We start from the raw sequence: 16,220 nt of genomic DNA, 5'->3' as shown, positions 1-16,220 counted from the left end.
GGCGCGCCGTCCAAGCCAGACTATCTACTGTGGACGGTCCGCGGGGTCGTGGTCGAGCAGACCGTAGGCACCGGCCAACCCGGCGGCTTCGACCCGGTTGGCGGCGCCGATCCGGTTCAGCAACGACGCGACCATGCGCTTGGCCGTGCGCTCGGAGACGAGCATCCGGTTCGCGATGTCCTGGGTCTCCAGGCCGCGGGCGAGCAGCGCCCACAGCCGCAAGTCCTGGGAGTCGAGTGTGTCCAGCAGCGTTTCCGGCGGCTTGCGGGTCGTAGTCAGCAGCACGTCGAGCAGCTCGCCTTCGAGGACCCGAAACCCGGCGGCCACGGTCAGCAACGGCGCGACGAGGACCTCCGGGTCCGCCGACTTGGTGAGGTAGCCGTCCGCGCCGGCGCGCAGGGCTTGCTCGGCGAGTTCCAGATCGTCCGATCCGGACAGTGCGAGCACGCGGGTGGCCGGCCGGCGCCGCTTGATCTGGCGGATCGCGGCCGCCCCGCCCAGCGGCGGCATGGCCAGATCGACGAGCGCGAGATCGGCGCCGCAGGACTCGACCAGCGCGGGCGCCTCCTCGACGTGCGTGGTGGTGCCGCCCACCTCGAAGCGGTCACCGGCGTTGGTCGTCAGCAGCAGCGCCAGCCCTCGGGCGAACAGCTCGTGATCGTCCACGACCACGACCACCAGGCGCCGATCATTCACGGGCCTAGTATGGCAGGTACGTTCCGCCACCAAATCGGCCGCGGCGATCACAGTGAGTCACAAGGAGGGCTGACGTGCCAACCGTGCCGGGTGCGCTGTCGGTCGCCCGAGTGATGGTCACCGTGCGGCTCGCGGTCGCCCTGTCGATGGTGCTGCTGCTGGTCACCGGCGGCGACGACGTCCGGCGGCACCTGCCGTGGGTCGTCGTGACCCTTTCCGTCGCGTCCGGCTACGCCGCCGTCGTCGCGGTGAACCCGCGCTGGGAGCTGTACACCCGGCCGGCCGCCTGGCTGCTCACCGTCCTCGACGCGACTTTCACCCTGCTCACCATCGCCATGACCGGCGCGGCGACCAGCCCGGCGGTCGCGATCCTCGTGCTCGTCATCACCGCCGCGGCCATCCGCCTGCCCCTCGGCCCGACCATGGCCCTCGCCCTAGGACTCGGCGTCGCCTACCTGGCCGTGGTGCTCTTCGTCGACCCGGAGTTCACGTCGTGGCGGGAACGCTGGTTCCAAGGCCTCTGGTGGACGGGCTACCTGCTGCTCACCGGCCTGCTCGGCGCGAGCCTGTCCCGGCTGGTCGACCGCGAGCGGGAGGCCGGGATCGCCGCCCGGGTCGAGGCGATGGCCGAGCACGCCGCGGCCGAGGAGGAACGCGACCTGCGGCGGCGACTCCTCGAGTCCTACCAGTCCCAGCAGGGCGGCCTCGCTGTCGTACTGCACGAGTTCCGCACCCCGGTGATCTCGCTCCGCGCGCTGGCCCGGGGGCTCGCCGAGGACGGCGCGCTCACCCCGGCCGACCGCGAAACGGGCAACCGGCTGATCGCCGAGCACGCGAACCACCTCTCCGACATGCTCGACGCCCTGGGCGACGTCGCGGCGAGCCGCCGCCCGGCGTTCGGCACCGGCCGGCCCCGGCCGGTGGAGCTGCGGGCCCTGGTACTGGCCTCCGCCGACGCGGCCGGACTCCAGCCACCCCGGCTGCGGTTGTCCTTCGACGACGCTCTGACCGTCAAAACCGACCCCCAGCGGTTCCGGCGCGTGCTCACGAACCTGCTCGAGAACGCGGCCCGCCACGGCGAAGGCAAGCCCGTCGACGTCGAGGCCGAAGTCACCGGCGGCCTGCTGCGGCTGCGGGTGCTCGACCGCGGCTCCGGGGTGGACGCCGGCAACCTCGCGAAGCTGACCGGCAAGTTCACCGCGGCCGGGTCGAACCGCGGCACGGCCGGCCTCGGCCTCTGGATCGTCGACCAGATCGTGCAGGCCCTCGGCGGCCGGGTCGGCTTCCGGAACCGCCCCGGCGGCGGCCTTGTCGCCGAGGTGGAGATCCCGGCCGACTGAGCGGGCCGGAAGTTTGGCCCTCGCGGGCCAGCCGTGGCGCGCGCGGACCATTCCTACACCGCCCCGGACAGGTGATCCTGGCGGCCAGAGCACCCGGACACCTGGAGTGGCCATGTCCCTCACCCGCGCCATCGAGCCCAGCCGCCACCCCGGGTTCGGCGGCGAAGCCCGCACCGGGCGGCGGCCAGACCCAGTCCCCCGGCAGCTGTTCCGCGACGGCAACGCGACGTTCTGGAACCCCGACGACATCGACCTCGCCGACGATGCAGCCGACTTCGCCACGCTGTCCCCCCGCGAGCGGCGCCTGACCTGCCTGTTCGTGGCGAACCTCATCTCGATCGGCGAGTCGGCGCCCCAGGACCTGCAGCCGCTCGTGACGGCGATGGCCACCGAGAACCGGCGGGACGACGCGACGTACCTGACGCAGCTCGTGTTCGAAGAGGCGCAGCACACCCAGGCGCTCCGCACGTGGTTCGACGCGGTCGGGATGAGCGACTCCCTGCCGTGGTTCACCGAGACCGGGGACGTCCGCCGCCGGACCTTCCTGGAAGAGCTTCTCCTGGTCGCTGTACGCCCTCACCGACGACCACTCGCCCACCGCGCAGATCCGGGCCGCGGTGACCCACAACCACATCGTCGAAGGCTGCCTCGCCCTGACCTGCTACACCGCCGCAGCACGGATCTGCCGCAGCCGCGCCATCTTCCCCGGCCTCATCCGCATCGTCGAGCACATCGCCGCCGACGAACGCCGTCACATCGCGTGGGGCACGTTCACCTGCCGCCGGCACGTCGCGGCCGACGACGCGAACTGGGCGATCGTCCTGCAACGCACGCAGGAGCTGCTGCCGCTCGTCACCGAGATGATCGGCGAACTGCTGGCGCCGTTCGGCCCGGGAGCGCCGTTCGGGATCAGCATGCAAGGACTGATGGGTTCGGCGCTGAGCGACGTCGGCCGCCGCCTCGACTCGGTCTCGCGGGCGCGTGGCCGCCGCGTGGAGGAGATCGACCACGACCACGCGCCGATGCGCCTGGAGCGCGAGATCGAGCGGGAAGGGAGCCGTTCGCACGGGGAGGACGACCACCGGGCCGTCGTCGCGTTCAAGCGTCCGGTGTGAAACCGCGGGGCGACCGTCTCGCTGCCCGGCGAGGTCCACCTCGTCGGGCAGCGAGCTGTGCGCCAGCCGGCAGGTCGCCGGGAGCGAGCGGGCGGATGGACCGGGCGATCGGCGCCCTGACCACGATCCGCGCCAGGACGCAGAAGTCGGCCAGGTCGGCGATCACCCGGCACTTCGCGCAGCCGGAGTCGCTCACGTCGAGCCGCGCCGCGACGGCCGCGGTCGAGGCGAAGGCTTCGGGACAGCAGCCGCGGTTTCGCTGCGGTACACAGCACAGAGCAGCTCGGGCACACGAAAGTGCCCGAGCTGCCCGCGGCGGCGCCGTACCGGAGCCTGCTGTTCTAGCCGACGAAGCCGCCAGAGCCGACCAGCCGCCGTTCAAGCGCGGGTGGCGTCGTCCGCGACGGTGCGGGTGCCGCGGTCGCGATCGAGCGCGCCCCGGGTTTCCGGGCTGGCCAAAAGCGCGATGACGAACACCAAAGTCGCACCCACCAAGAAGATCGCGAGCCGCGAAGGAACGTCCGACAGCTCCGGGCTGAGCAAGCTGAACAGGGTCGGCATCAGTCCGCCGAGCATGAAACCGAGGTTCCAGCTCACCGCCGTGCCCCGGGCGCGCAGCTCGGTTGGGTACTGCTCGTTGAGGAAGATCATCAGCGGCGCGTACGCGACATTCGACAGCATCACCATGACCACGCACAGCAGCGCCACGACGGCGCCGCGACCTCCCCCGGCCGAGGCGATGCCCCAGGTGAGCAAGGGCAACGCGACGAGGTTGCCCACGCCGAACCCGAGCATGGTCCGGCGGCGGCCGAGCCGTTCACTCAGGTGACCCGCGGCGATCGCGGCCCCGATAACCAGGACGCTGCTGACCAGCAAGATGGTGCCGCGCTGCCCGGCCGGGACCCCGACCACCTCGCTGAGCAGCGTCGGCAGGTACCCGGACGTCAGGTAGTACTGCGCACCACCACCGGCGGCCACCGCTGGCCGACGACATGGCTACCTCCTTGCACCTTCTGCCCTGAGGACCAGATCCGACGCGTAGCACCCTGTCACTCTCAGTGCCCACTCGCAGCTCGCCACCCGCGGCCGAAAAGCCGCGAGTTTTCGGCCCCTTGGGGAGTAGCCTCCGCTGGATGTCCAGCACGACACCGCAAGAGTCGGATTTCGATCTTTCTCCAGGGAGGATCACAGAACTCGCCGCGCTCGCAGATACCGCTGCCACGGACGCGAAGCGCGGCTGGTACGAAATCTCCTCCGCGCTCACGGACAAGCGCGCCGCCGCGGACGTCGACGCTATCGCGATCGCCTTCGACTTCCGCCTGCAGGACCGCGTCGACGGGAACAGCAACCCCGTGTTCCACGCCGCACAGCTGACGCCCGTCGCGGAGCTGCCGACGTCCGTCGCGGACCTGTGGGCGAACGTCGTGGGTGCCACCGCATCCGCGCCGGTTCGCGCGCGCCTGCACGATCTCCTCTTCACCCTCGGCAGGCAGCCCAAGCACAAGCACGCCGAGCAAGCCTGCCGAGGGTACGTGGAGGTGGGCGCGGGGAACTGGGGGTCGCTGTACCGCGTACGCGCCTTGGCCCGCGCACTCGACATCGCCCGGCAGATGAACCGCAACGACCTCGCGGACGACGCGGTGAAGCAGATCATCGCCAATGCGCGCGAGTCCCTGGACAGCGCTGATTGGCAGCCCGGCGTGTTCCTTCGCCTGATCGGCCGCCTCGTCGAGGAGAAGAACCCACCGACCGGCGTCGACGACCTCCTGACGGAGGCACGAGCACGCTACGCCGGCGACCCTTACGTCGAGGTCGACACGGCGATGGTGCAGCGCCGCCTCGCGAAGGGCGACAAGGACGCGTTGGAGCGGATCGACCGGGAGATCGTCGGGATTTGGACCAAGGCCGCAGAGGCGTCGGCCGGGCTGCAGAAGCTGGGATATCTCACCAAGGCCGTCGACTACGCCAGAGACCACGGGCAGATCGACCTGCTCGCCACGGCCACCACCGCCATGCAGGCGATCGGTATCGAGGACCTGGAGATGCAGACTTTCCGTGTCCCCATTGAGATACCCGGCGAGGAGATCAGCAAGTGGATCGGCTACTTCACCCAGGGGGATGACTGGCGCGTGTGTCTCGCGCGCTTCGCGGACGGCGAGCAGGGAACGCCTCCGACCGGCCGAATCGACGAGAGCCGCGCTCAGGTGGAGACCCTCAAGAAGGACGCATCGCTGTACTCGATGATTCCGCACTCGAAGATCGGCGGCGACGGGCTACCGCGGTGGGAACCGCAGAACGAGGACGACCAGGAAGAGCAGCGTCTGGCCGACGTAGAACTCTTCAGGATGCAGCTGTACGCGCCACTGTTCGCCAAGGCGTTGTACGAGATCGGGTTCGTCCACCAACCGATCCGCGAGGAAGTCGAGGAGTTCTTCGCGGAACGGACCTTCCTGCCACCGGACATGCCCCGGGTCTTGGCCGACGCATTGACGAGGTACTGGCGACAAGACTACGAAGCCTGCGCTTACCTCCTTGCACCGAAGATCGAGACGATGCTTCGCGCCCTCGCCAGGGCGATTGACGAGCCGGTCTACCTGACCCAGCGGAAGAACACACCGGGGAAGTACGTCGGACTCGGGACTCTGATCTCAACGCTCGGCAAGCACGGCTTGGACGAGTCCTGGGGCAGGTACCTCTCAACACTGCTCGCCGGTCCGACGGGGTGGAATCTGCGGAACGAGCTGGCGCACGGGTTCGTCGACGAGGTTTCCGCGCCCATGGCCGCACTGCTGATCCAGGCGGCGCTCTACGTCGCCAACCTCGTCCCACGCGCGGACGAGCCGCCGGCTCCAGAGGTCGAATAAGCACTGTCCCAGGCCGTGCATGCGGACCGACCGCGGCCTTCGCTCCGTCGCGGGCAGCGGCCACCGCTCGCCGCCACGGAGGCGCAGGAGACGGCCGACCAAAGCGAGCAGCGCCGAGTCCGCCTCGTCGTGCGGATAACGCAGCGAGTCGGTGAACCGCTCATCCAAGAGTTTGTACTTGCCGAGGACGACGTCGTCCTGCTGCCGAAGAAGTGGAAGAACCTGCCACCCGTCGGGGCCGGGGACGGATTCAGCCTTTGAGCACCCCGTACCGCGTAGGAAGCGTCACAGAACGTCGTACGGACCGGACCCCGCTTAGCCGGGGTTCGGCATGGCCACGTCGCTGAGTGGCACGCCGTGGGGTCTGCTGGTGCACGCTGTCGGCAGCGTGGCGCCCGGTGTTGGACGACGGTCAAGATAGACACTAAATCACCCCTACTCAGGGGGTAGCAAAAAAAGCCCAGGTCGTCGACCTGGGCTTTGCTCTCCCGCTTGGACTCGAACCAAGAAACCTCCGGATTATGGCTTGCCTCTAGTCCGAGCACTCTCAAATTCGTCACCACCCGCCGGGCGATCCCGCGTCCGGCGTGCTGCGGCGCCGGTCATTCCGACTTGCGCGGACGGCCTCCGCCCGCTCCTTGGCCGGGCCGGGTCGCTTCCCACAGTTCGATCTCGGCCCTGCGCTCGCGGGACCAGCCGGGCGTCCGGCCGATCACCACGTCAGGCTCGGGGAAGGGATGCGAGTCCGCGTAACGCGAGCGCCAAGTCGCGACAGCACGATGGCCGACGTCGAACCAGGTCCCGATTTCGACCATGTCGACGTAGCGGAAGGTCGTGCCCGGCGGTGCGGCCGGGCCGTCGGCGATCCTCCGCTCAGCGTGCTCCACGCCCGAAAGCTAGCAGGGAAGACCAGCTGGTGGCAGCATTCGGCGTCGCGGCGCGTCGGCGACGCCGCCGCGCTCAGAGGTTCTTGAGGAAGTCCAAGGCAGCCATCCCAGCGTTCAGGCGTTCGATCTGGCCGAGGAACACCGCTCGGCGCCGGGACGCCTTGTCGGCCCAGTTCGGATCGGCGAGGATCTCTCCGACGTGAAGGAAGACCCGCGGACCGAGCCCCCAGATCAGGCCGTTGACCGCGGTCGCTGCCACGGCGAGTTCGTCGACGTCGGCACCGAACCACAGCATGTCGGCCGGGTCGACGCCGCGGCTGCGGACGACTTGGGCTGCGACTCGGAAGAGTCCACCGGTGCCGACGGTGTCGTCACAGAACGTCTGGCCTGGCTTGAGGTCGCCGAGCGTGACCGCGATCAGGGCACTGGCGATGTCGCCCGGGGTGTACATCTGTGCGTTCACCCGCGTCTCGGTCCGTGACCGCAACGCGCCGAGGACTGGACCGAGGAGATCGCAGTCGAATCGGCGTTCGGTGGCGGTCAATTCGAGCTGCCCCGCGTTCAGGGCGGCGTCCGCGGTCCGCTTGACCTGCTCGCGCCCTCGAGCCCCGATGTCGGTGAACAGCCAGTACAGCAGTGGATGCACCCACTGGGCCACGTCAGGGCGACGCATGATCGTCGCCGCCCAGACCTGGCGCGCGATGTCGACAAAACCCTCCGGCGTCGCCGATTTCATTCCGGCAGCCAGCCGCTCCGGGCGATCAACAAGCAGCCCGGCCGTCGCGATCGTGGCGACAGTGCCGAGCGCTACCTCCGGGCCATCGATACCTCTGCCCTTGTACCAGGCCGAGGCGACCTCGACAGCGATCTTCAGGGCGTGCACCTCCGCGTTGATCGGCGTGTTGCCTGAAGATCCGACGCCTCCGTGGTTCCGCTCACTCATCATGCCTCCCGAAAAACCTTGTTGACTTAGTGCTCGATGTTTGCTTACCGTAAACCGCGAGTACGAAGTTCGCAAGGTTTGATTCCGAGGAGTCGTTCATGGCCTCGAAGCCCACTCCAGCCCACTGGCAGCCACCACTCCCCCGCGAGCTACCGGGCGTGCGCGAGCACCTGACCGACTATCTGCAGAGCGAACCCGCCTACGTGTTCACCATGGACGCGTTGCTGAGGGGCCGCGGTACCCTCCGGCCGGATGCCGCTCCCGAGGTCGGTGCCGCGCTCCTCCTGGCTGACGAATACAAGCGGCTCTGCCATGCGCGGCTGTTCTACGTCACGACCGACATCACGAAGCTTGTCCGGCAGGCGGCACCAAGTTTGCGGGACAAGTGGGACATCCAGCCGCAGGACCTGCCCGCGCCGACGGGGTTCATGTTGTTCGCCGAGCCGATGACCGAGTACACCCGCGCGGACGGCAAGCGGATCGACATCGTGGCGGCTTCGTGGGGCGGAACCGGTCTGGTCACCAGCCGGACCGGCGGGCTATGGGTGAGTTTCTGGAGTGCCACGGACTTCGCGGCGGCCATGAAGGGAATCCGCGACGACGAGGGTGTCTCGCAGCGCGAAGCCGAGATCCTGGCACGGCTGCGGTACGCCGAATTGACGTGGGACAACGAGATCTATCTTCCGTGGGGCGCGACGCCGCCGACGATCGACAAGTCGGCCCCCCGCGTCCGGACGATCAGCCCTGACACCATCGCGGCCGCCGAAACCACGCTGACGTGGCTGCAGACCATCCACGCTGGCTGGATCTTCTGCTCGCCCAACACCCTCACCGAGGCCACAGAGGAACACCTCCCCCGCGCTCAACGCCACCGCGCCGAGCGCGCGGGGCACGCCGCATCACCAGTCCGCGTGGTTTCGGTGCGACACCGAGCCGCGTCGAAGTCCGCAACGCGCGAAGAGCCCTCCGGACGCACGGTGAGCGTCCGCTTCCCCGTTGCCCCGTTCATCCGGCGCCAGGCCTACGGACCCGGCCGCCAGTTGCGGAAGCTGACGCCCGTGGCCGGTCACTGGCGCGGCCCGATCGACGCACCGGTCCGGATCACCAAGAAGGTCAATCTCGTCGACACACCCGTCGATCGTCCGCGGGGCTGATCGGTTCAGCATGTTCGATCCCTCGCCAGGCGCCGTCGATACGCAGGTCATTGCGCGCCGCGGCCACGAACGCTGCGATCGCGTGATCGAGGCGCTGCCGCGCGGCATCATCGTCAGCGCGATGCTGGTCGTGCACGGTGCCTCCGAAGCCAGGACGGCTCGTGTCCTGAATGGTCCGGACGCCGTCCACTAGAGATCGCGCCGCGCCGAACACGGCTTCCAGCGCGGCATTGAGGGCCTCGTTGCAGAAGAACGTGGCCTGGACAACGGCGTCCTCGATCGCGTCGAACAGCGGGGCCGGATCGATCGGTGCTCGGTCACGCCAGACGGGCAGGCGGCGCAGCCGGTGGGCAGCGACGGTGATCGCCGGGAAAAGCTGCCCCTTGCGTTGCAAGATCAGGTAGTTCTCCGCCCAGGCGCCCGGACCGGTCGTCATGGCAGGTCGTAGCCGAGATCCGTCGCGACACCGTCGACGAAGTCCTGGCCGTCGATGCCCGGGTCGCGGTCCTGCACGTCCCAGGCGGCATCGTCGACCGCTTCGCCGCCGTCGCCGAGTGCGCCGGCGACCAATTCGACCATCTCGCGTGCCTCATCGATGTCGAGGTCGTAGCGCTGGGCGGCACAGCCGGCGGCGTAGTCGAGGTCGTTCTCGGTGTACTCGTCCATGTCGTCTCCCGGCGTCGATGGCTCTCGCGTCGGAGACACGGTGGCCGCGGTGTTCGTTGATTCAGGCTCGTCCGGACGCGGGGAGCCGCAGAGTGAGCCGGACTTCCGCGCCTCGCCAGGCACCGGCATCGGTCGCCGCGGCCGGGCGGTAGTGCCACCGGGGGTGGTTCGAGCTGGCGAGGGTCGGTCGGCGGCGACACGGTTCCGTGCGCCACCAGCCGAGGTGGATCTTCAGACGGGTCTGTCCGGCTCCGACCGCCGTCTTCGCGAGCGCGACGATCTCGTCGATGGTCCGGCCGTGGACGAGCAGGTGGCCGTGGGCTTCGTCGTGGTGGGTGACCCATTCGACGGCTCGGAGTTCCGGTACCGCATTGCCGACTTGTCGCATGTGGCCTCACCGCCTCGTCGGTGAAGACACGGCGAAACCCGGCGTGCGAGATTCAGTCGCTGTCGAGCGCAGACGCCTCGGATCGTTGTTCGGCCGTCAGCGTGGTCGTCCAGGTGTCGAAGTCCTGCAGCACGGCGAGTTGAGCACCACGAGCGGGCTGGATGCGTGCGTGCTGCCCGGTGGTCAGATCGAGGTCCAGGCCACCGTCGGTGACGCGCGCCGCCGTGACGTGCAGCGCACGCCGACGAGCGATCGACAGGTCGAACACCGACAAGCCGTGCTGGAAGACGCCGGAAGCGACGAGCGGGCGAACCCAGATCACCGCAGGGTCGGCGTCATCACGACGAGCGTGGCGCGCGAGCGCCGCGCGGAACACCTCGCGACCTGCCTCGGACACGACCAGTTCAGCGCCCGGTAGATCATCGTCATCCTCTTCTCCTCGCCCGACGAGCAGATCGTCCAGCAACGCCCAGACCTGGTCGGCGCTCAACTCTTCCATACCGCGACGACCTCCTCGATCGGCTTGCCGGCGATGGTGGACACGCCCTTGGCCTGCAGCATGTTCCGCAGCTCGTCGCACTGGGTCCCGTTCGCGCAGAAGATGCGGCTGGGCCCCTCGTCACCGAGCAGGTCGATGCCGTCGGCGAACATCACCTCGTTGCTCGAACTGGTGAACTTCGCGATCTTGTAGGGGTTCCTGGTCGACTTGGCACCGTACTGGTCGACCTTGACCGGGTTGACCGCACCGAAAGTATCGCCGTTGGCGCCGTAGTAGTCGGCGCGCGCTAGGAGCCGTTCGGGCTGGTCCCAGACCAGCCCGAACGGCTCCGAGGGCGCCGAATTGGACGGCCAGACACGCAGGAACACCGAACTCGCCCCGCCGGTCAGCTTGTCCACGGATTCGCTCGTGCCCACGTCCTGGTGGATCCCCATCGTCGTGCGGCGCTCGGTGGAAGCGAGGACGCCGGTGGCCAGCATCGCCTTGAGCCCGTTGAACGAAGTCCGGTGCACCAGCGACTGACTGCCGAACGCCTTGGTGAGCTTGCCGAGCGAGTTGCCGACGTCGAATCGTGTCCAGGTGAGCCAGCCCGCGGATCGCCGGGGCACCGGGCTGTAGCCAGGGCTCGCGGCGAGGGCAGCACCATCGGCGAAACCCGTGGCCTTGGCGACCGCGTCGCGCAGAACCTGCACCTTCGCGGGCAGCGCGCGGGTGTGGGCTTCCAGTTGGATGTCCTTGGCGAACCGGACCAGCTGTGGTTCGGTCATGCCGATGGCTTCGTGAGCGCGCTCGTGGAAGATTTCCTGCCTGACTGGACCGCCCCGGTGATGTTGGAGGCCGGTTGAGTTGGTTCTAGACCACTGCGCCAGACTCAGTGGCCGTGGCGCGGAACGTCTCCTCGTACTCAGCCGGAGGGGTGTTCCCGCAGAAAGAATGTAGCCGTTCCCTGTTGTACCAGGCAACCCATTCCATGGTGGCCAGCGTCACGTCCGTGGTGTTCTCCCAGTCGCCTCGGTAGTCGATGAGCTCCTTCTTGTAGAGACTGTTGAGCGATTCGGCTGCGGCATTGTCATAGGAATCTCCTGTGCTGCCCACCGAACGCGCCGCGCCGATCTGATCAAGCCGCTCGGCGTAGCGAATGGAGGTATATTGAACGCCTCTATCGGAATGGTGAACAAGACCGTCAATACCGCCTCCGGAACTGCCTCCACGTGCCCAGATTGCCATCTCCAGAGCGTCGAGCGCGAGGTCGGCACCCAGGTGATCGGCGACCTGCCAGCCGAGGATCCGCCGGGAGTACAGGTCCTGGACGAACGCGGTGTACGCCCAGCCGGCCGCGGTGGCGACGTAGGTGATGTCGGCGACCCACCGCTGGTCCGGCGCGTCCGCGGTGAAGTCACGTTCAAGCAGGTCACCTGGCCTGTCCGCAGCCGGGATGGTGGTCCGTGGCCGCTTACGGGGCGCAGTCACCCCGCTGATACCCAGCTCGCGCATCAGCCGCTCGACCGTGCACCGCGCCACCTCGACACCGTCCCGACCGAGCTGGCGCCATACCTTCCGTGCCCCGTACAGGCCACGCCCCGGCCCATGCCACACCCGCAGAATCTCCTTCTTCAGCCATTCGTCCCGGACCGCGCGAGCAGACGGGGCCGACTCCCGTTTCTTCGCCGCCCAATACGTCGACGGCGACACCTCCAGCACGGCACAGATCGGCTCGACACCGAACTGATCCCGGTGGGTATCGATGAACTCGACTAGCGCGGCGGTTTCGGGTCGAGTTCCCGGGCGAAAAACGCCGACGCGGCCTTCAGGATCTCGTTCGCCCGTCGCAGTTCACGATTCTCCCGCTCCAGCTCAGCGATCCGCTGGATATCACTTGTCGACGTACCGGGCCGCTTCCCACCATCGACCTCGGCCTGCCGCACCCAGGTCCGCAACGCCTCCCGATGCACACCAAGCTGGTCAGCGACCCGAGCGATCACACCCGTCCGCTCGCCCTGCTCACGTAGCTCAAAGACCATCCGGACCGCACGTTCCCGCAGCTCAGACGAGTATTTCCTCGGTGGTGCCATAGCTCCTCACCTTTCCAGGTATCAGAGCCTCCAACCAACCCGGGGCGGTCCATGTCAGGATCAGGGCCGTCTGAGGTGTACACCGCCACGATCCCCGTCGACCACTCCCAATTCACCATCTTCGACCTGTTCGGCGACGACCATTACAGCAACCTGGAAATCCCGGATGCTCCGGATTGGCTGGTCGTCGCCGGGCAGGGTGGCGCCCTGTTTCACGCGTCCGACCGGGCGCTCTCGGCAGAAGTCACCCTCGAGATCTGGCCCGATGAGCCCGACGAGGACTCGGCGGGAGCCGCGGCGACGCACGCCTTCAGTACGCCCAACGGGCGGGTCATGATCGCATGCATCACCGCGTCGCCCAGCGACAAGAACGTTCCTCTGCCTGGGCCTGGCGACTACCACCTCCGTGCACGCCGAACAGCCTCCCGCAACATCGCGGAAGAGGGCGATCCTGACGTCTACCAGGAGGTCTGGAACGTGAAGGTCTGGCCGCGCACCTGAGTACGCGGAACGAGGGGTGCGGCGCCGGGTTACGAAGTTCCCGCCGGTCTCGAAGCGCCGAGGACTCTCCCGATGGGGTCAATACGGACCGGCTTCCCGAAGTCTGGCGCGTTGATCATCGACGCTGTCGCGAGTACCAGTCCGACATGCGTGATGTGACCGGTACTCGTGCCGAAGAAGACGACATCTCCAGGTTGAATCCGGCCAGCGTCGACGCGCGGCCCAGCGATGTACTGGGTCTGCGCATTGCGTGGTAGGGCGATCCCGGCCGCGGCGTAAGCCGCCTTCGTGAGGCCAGAGCAGTCGAACCCGCGGTCGCCGCCGGCCGGGCCGTTGCCACCCCACACGTAGGGCAATCCGAGCTGGTCACAGGCGAACCGGATCGCCGTCTGCGCCGCGGTGTTCGGTGCCTGCACTGCGGAGCAGCTGTATCGCTCGGCTTGGGCTAGAACCTTCTTGACGTACCACTCGGCGTGGTTGTAGGCGAAGATCGCGGCGTGTAGGTCGCGGCCGTCGCGGGCGCCGGAGTCGCACAGGTATGCCGCGGCAGCGAAGATCGCATCGTGCGGGTTGTATCGGGACGGCGGATGCGCGCCGCCCGGCGGGATCGGGTGGCGCGCGACGACGCTGTCGAAGGTCGTTTGGAGGAACTGCATCGGGCCACCCGCACCGGCGCTGTTGCTGCCGGAGTGCACGCCGGGCAGGTTTGCGCGGCCGTGGTCGGTTTCGATCTTGCCGATGGCCGCGAGGATCGACCAGTCGAGTCCGGGGCAGGTTTCCGCGGCTTGGTGGTAGAGGATCAGGTAGTCGTCCGGGATGTCGCCGACCGCGGCTGATTTTGGTCCGGCCGCCGAACTGGTGTCGCCGGTGCCGGTGAGGGCGGCGAGCAGTACGACGACGATCAGCAAGCAGACCGCGGGCGGCCCGAACACGAGCAACGCGGCGAGGCAGCCCCAGCGACCGGGGTGTTCGCGGACCTGCGCTCGGGCGATCTCCGCGGCGCGAACGGCGAGCAGGGGGTTCATCGCCCGTGCCCGGAGTTGCCCAGCCGGTCGCGCAGCCGGTCCACCCACGGATTCGGCGGTGGGAGCGTCGCGGGTGGCAGCGGCGCCTCCGTCGGCGGCTTCGCGACCGACCTGCGGTCCGCAGCCTTGGCCGCCAGGTCGGTGCCGGTGAACTCGGGCGTCTGTCCGGACGTCCGCGGTGTTGCGGCGGCGATCTCGCGGCCGAGGTAGGTCGGCGCCGTCTGCTTCGCGCGGTCGGGACGGTCACCGAGTGCGGTGAGCACGGTGGTGGCGGCGCGCCATGCCGGGACCGCCCCGGTCGCGGTCCCGAGGTTGCTCGCGTAGGCGCTGGTGTAGGCCTTCGCAACCTCAGCGCGGCGAGCCAGCGAAGCCTTCGCCGCCCCCGCTTTCGTGGTCAGCGCGGTGGCGCCCCTGTGCGCGACCTCCGGCCATGAAACCGGGGCGCCGACGGTGTACTTCAGGGCCGCGCCGCCCGTCCGCGCTCCGGTGCGGCCCGCGGTGACCAGCCGCTCCTTCAGCCGGCCGACCGGGGCGAATGTTTCGGTGAACGCCGAGGTCCCGGCCTTGAATGTGCGGCCGAGCCGGTCCGGGCCCGGCGGGACGATCGGGGCGGGCAGCGGCTTGACGGCGCCGCGAGGCCGGGCCAGTCGCTGCAACCGGGTGTTGACCAGCGAGCGGACGCGCTGGAGGTTGGCGATGAGGCGCTTGCGGAACAGGAAGCCGGAGAAGACGACGAGGTCGATGACGGCGAACCGGACGAGCTGCGGACCGAGGTCGGCCAGCATGAGCGTGCGCAGGAGCACGGTCATCACAGCCAGGAACACCATGCCGGCCAGCAGCTTCGCGATGGTGACAGCGATCGAGCCGACCCGGTACGTGAGCTGGTGCCGCATCGAGGGCACCAGCGCCGCGACCAGGGCTAGAACCAAGAGCAACCCTTCGAACAGCAGCAGGTAGGGAGCGAGGACCTGGATGGCGTTCAGGCAGATGGTCAGGATCGCGAACAGGATCATCGCGATCGCGTACAGCCACGCGCCAAGTGCGCGGTCGCCGTCGGCGACCTCGTTGTACTTGCCGTAGTCGCCGGGGCAGCCGTCGAGTTCGCGGGCCTTGGTGCTGTCGTCCTTGCCGGACCACGGACCGTCGTCGAGGACCTTCTTCACCGAGTATTGGCAGGCACCGTCGATACCGTGGACGCGGCTGATCGGTGTGCCGTAGTTCAGCGCCTCCCACGGGGTGATCAACAGGTTGTCGATCAGCGCCTGCCCGATCGGCGCGGCGGGATTCCCGGTCCCGCCGGGCTTCTGCCCCATGACGACGCTCGAGACCTCGGCGCCGAGGTCCCGGCTGAGCGAGAGCACGCCGTCGTCGCCGATGAGGAAGTCGACCGGGTGCGTGATGATCGCGACGGCGAGGACGTTGATCGCGATGGTCGACGCCGTTTCCCGCCACGCCCGCGTGGTCAGTCCGCGGGCGAACAGCAATCCGAGGTAGCAGGTGGTGATGAGCATCGCGATCTCACGCAGTCGCAACCCGCCGATGACCGTGGTGGTCCAGATGCCTTCGAGGTCGCGCGCCGGCGCCTTGATCCAGTCGAAAACCTGAGTCGAGGCGGCCCATTCGGTGAACCAGACCGAGAACCCGACTGCGTACTTGCCGACGGCGAAGCCGATGTTGCCCAGCCAGAGCCAGATCGTCGGCATCGGGTTGTCGATCAGCCACGGCAAATTGGCGAAGAGGTCGTAGTTGTGCAGGTCGCGGCCGTAGCCGTCGTCGATGCTGAAGATCCCGCCGAGGTGCACATGGTGCCCCGGGTCGTCCTGCAAGGGCAAGGGCGGCGCATCCGGATCAGGCTGCGGCGGCGTCGGCTGATTTCCCGGCACCCACAGGCAAGTCGGGTACGGCTCACACGGGTTGGGCGGCAGCGGCAACGTCTGGCCGCGCGCGACCTGCGGCGTGAGCAGTCCGATGAGGACGATCACAGCCGAGATCGCGAACCCACGAGTTCTGCCTGCACCCAGGTTCATCGACAACCACCTCCAGCCCGTTGAGACACGGACTGGGGCGCGA

Annotated in this window: 17 protein-coding genes; 5 read left to right on the top strand and 12 right to left on the bottom strand. The window is 68.5% G+C overall.

Features of this window, described 5'->3' with window-relative positions:
* Nucleotides 1-24 precede the first annotated feature (24 nt).
* Complete coding sequence (locus QP939_RS26385) at nt 25-696, bottom strand: response regulator transcription factor (protein ID WP_285448803.1); 672 nt, start codon at nt 694-696, stop codon at nt 25-27.
* Between the two features lie 74 nt (nt 697-770).
* Between QP939_RS26385 and QP939_RS26380 the strand changes: the two genes are divergently transcribed.
* Together QP939_RS26380 and QP939_RS26375 are read left to right on the top strand one after the other, a co-directional pair.
* Complete coding sequence (locus QP939_RS26380; protein WP_285448801.1) at nt 771-2,036, top strand: sensor histidine kinase; 1,266 nt, start codon at nt 771-773, stop codon at nt 2,034-2,036.
* Nucleotides 2,037-2,653: 617 nt separating this feature from the next.
* The gene (locus QP939_RS26375; RefSeq protein ID WP_285448800.1) at nt 2,654-3,151 is read left to right on the top strand and encodes a ferritin family protein; all 498 of its coding nucleotides are present in this window, start codon (nt 2,654-2,656) and stop codon (nt 3,149-3,151) included.
* A gap of 378 nt (nt 3,152-3,529) precedes the next feature.
* Here QP939_RS26375 and QP939_RS26370 read toward each other — a convergent pair whose 3' ends face one another.
* The gene (locus QP939_RS26370; protein WP_285448799.1) at nt 3,530-4,129 is read right to left on the bottom strand and encodes an MFS transporter; all 600 of its coding nucleotides are present in this window, start codon (nt 4,127-4,129) and stop codon (nt 3,530-3,532) included.
* A gap of 155 nt (nt 4,130-4,284) precedes the next feature.
* Between QP939_RS26370 and QP939_RS26365 the strand changes: the two genes are divergently transcribed.
* The gene (locus QP939_RS26365; RefSeq protein ID WP_285459586.1) at nt 4,285-6,015 is read left to right on the top strand and encodes a DUF4209 domain-containing protein; all 1,731 of its coding nucleotides are present in this window, start codon (nt 4,285-4,287) and stop codon (nt 6,013-6,015) included.
* Nucleotides 6,016-6,617: 602 nt separating this feature from the next.
* On the opposite strand, the gene QP939_RS26360 is transcribed toward QP939_RS26365, so the two are convergent.
* Both QP939_RS26360 and QP939_RS26355 read right to left on the bottom strand, forming a co-directional pair.
* A complete protein-coding gene (locus QP939_RS26360) occupies nt 6,618-6,902 on the bottom strand; it encodes a hypothetical protein (RefSeq protein ID WP_285459584.1) in 285 nt (94 codons plus the stop codon).
* Between the two features lie 73 nt (nt 6,903-6,975).
* Entirely contained in the window at nt 6,976-7,845 is an 870-nt protein-coding gene (locus tag QP939_RS26355; RefSeq protein WP_285459582.1) for an N-6 DNA methylase, read from the bottom strand.
* Nucleotides 7,846-8,003: 158 nt separating this feature from the next.
* On the opposite strand from QP939_RS26355, the gene QP939_RS26350 reads away from it, so the two are divergent.
* On the top strand, nt 8,004-8,999 hold the full coding sequence (locus tag QP939_RS26350; RefSeq protein ID WP_285459580.1) for a hypothetical protein: 996 nt from the start codon (nt 8,004-8,006) through the stop codon (nt 8,997-8,999).
* On the opposite strand, the gene QP939_RS26345 is transcribed toward QP939_RS26350, so the two are convergent.
* The 6 genes from QP939_RS26345 to QP939_RS26320 all read right to left on the bottom strand — a co-directional run bounded on the left by QP939_RS26345 (nt 8,959) and on the right by QP939_RS26320 (nt 12,624).
* Nucleotides 8,959-9,435 carry a hypothetical protein gene (locus QP939_RS26345; RefSeq protein ID WP_285459579.1) on the bottom strand — a complete coding sequence of 159 codons (477 nt, stop codon included), beginning with the start codon at nt 9,433-9,435 and terminating at the stop codon, nt 8,959-8,961. The genes QP939_RS26350 and QP939_RS26345 overlap by 41 nt on opposite strands.
* Nucleotides 9,432-9,665, bottom strand: coding sequence for a hypothetical protein (locus QP939_RS26340; protein WP_285459577.1), 234 nt, complete (start codon nt 9,663-9,665; stop codon nt 9,432-9,434). The genes QP939_RS26345 and QP939_RS26340 overlap by 4 nt, the downstream gene beginning before the upstream one ends.
* Nucleotides 9,666-9,726: 61 nt before the next feature.
* On the bottom strand, nt 9,727-10,053 hold the full coding sequence (locus tag QP939_RS26335) for a hypothetical protein (RefSeq protein ID WP_285459575.1): 327 nt from the start codon (nt 10,051-10,053) through the stop codon (nt 9,727-9,729).
* A gap of 52 nt (nt 10,054-10,105) precedes the next feature.
* Nucleotides 10,106-10,552: a hypothetical protein gene (locus tag QP939_RS26330; RefSeq protein ID WP_285459573.1), complete on the bottom strand. Its 447-nt coding sequence runs from the start codon at nt 10,550-10,552 to the stop codon at nt 10,106-10,108.
* Entirely contained in the window at nt 10,540-11,319 is a 780-nt protein-coding gene (locus tag QP939_RS26325; protein WP_285459572.1) for a hypothetical protein, read from the bottom strand. Before QP939_RS26325 ends, QP939_RS26330 begins: the two co-directional genes overlap by 13 nt.
* A gap of 85 nt (nt 11,320-11,404) precedes the next feature.
* Nucleotides 11,405-12,624 (bottom strand): IS3 family transposase gene (locus tag QP939_RS26320; RefSeq protein ID WP_434219583.1). Its coding sequence is split into 2 segments (ribosomal slippage): nt 11,405-12,342 and nt 12,342-12,624, totalling 1,221 coding nucleotides; the frame shifts between segments, so codons are not numbered across the junction.
* 75 nt (nt 12,625-12,699) lie between these two features.
* Here QP939_RS26320 and QP939_RS26315 point away from each other — a divergent pair.
* On the top strand, nt 12,700-13,125 hold the full coding sequence (locus QP939_RS26315; RefSeq protein ID WP_285459570.1) for a hypothetical protein: 426 nt from the start codon (nt 12,700-12,702) through the stop codon (nt 13,123-13,125).
* A 29-nt stretch (nt 13,126-13,154) separates the two neighbouring features.
* On the opposite strand, the gene QP939_RS26310 is transcribed toward QP939_RS26315, so the two are convergent.
* Nucleotides 13,155-14,150 (bottom strand): C40 family peptidase, encoded by a 996-nt coding sequence (locus QP939_RS26310; RefSeq protein WP_285459569.1) that lies wholly within the window; start codon nt 14,148-14,150, stop codon nt 13,155-13,157.
* Nucleotides 14,147-16,177 (bottom strand): hypothetical protein, encoded by a 2,031-nt coding sequence (locus tag QP939_RS26305; RefSeq protein ID WP_285459567.1) that lies wholly within the window; start codon nt 16,175-16,177, stop codon nt 14,147-14,149. Before QP939_RS26305 ends, QP939_RS26310 begins: the two co-directional genes overlap by 4 nt.
* Nucleotides 16,178-16,220 lie beyond the last annotated feature (43 nt).

The sequence above is a fragment of the Amycolatopsis nalaikhensis genome, from assembly GCF_030264295.1.
Taxonomy (GTDB): domain Bacteria; phylum Actinomycetota; class Actinomycetes; order Mycobacteriales; family Pseudonocardiaceae; genus Amycolatopsis; species Amycolatopsis nalaikhensis.
Note: the sequence above shows the minus strand (reverse complement) of the source record. Positions and strands in the feature narration are given on the sequence as shown.

Coding starts and splice junctions, on each gene's coding strand:
- QP939_RS26325 (WP_285459572.1), bottom strand. CDS start 11,319: ATGACCGAACCACAGCTGGTCCGGTTCGCCAAGGACATCCAACTGGAA.
- QP939_RS26365 (WP_285459586.1), top strand. CDS start 4,285: ATGTCCAGCACGACACCGCAAGAGTCGGATTTCGATCTTTCTCCAGGG.
- QP939_RS26330 (WP_285459573.1), bottom strand. CDS start 10,552: ATGGAAGAGTTGAGCGCCGACCAGGTCTGGGCGTTGCTGGACGATCTG.
- QP939_RS26310 (WP_285459569.1), bottom strand. CDS start 14,150: ATGAACCCCCTGCTCGCCGTTCGCGCCGCGGAGATCGCCCGAGCGCAG.
- QP939_RS26335 (WP_285459575.1), bottom strand. CDS start 10,053: ATGCGACAAGTCGGCAATGCGGTACCGGAACTCCGAGCCGTCGAATGG.
- QP939_RS26340 (WP_285459577.1), bottom strand. CDS start 9,665: ATGGACGAGTACACCGAGAACGACCTCGACTACGCCGCCGGCTGTGCC.
- QP939_RS26345 (WP_285459579.1), bottom strand. CDS start 9,435: ATGACGACCGGTCCGGGCGCCTGGGCGGAGAACTACCTGATCTTGCAA.
- QP939_RS26305 (WP_285459567.1), bottom strand. CDS start 16,177: ATGAACCTGGGTGCAGGCAGAACTCGTGGGTTCGCGATCTCGGCTGTG.
- QP939_RS26355 (WP_285459582.1), bottom strand. CDS start 7,845: ATGAGTGAGCGGAACCACGGAGGCGTCGGATCTTCAGGCAACACGCCG.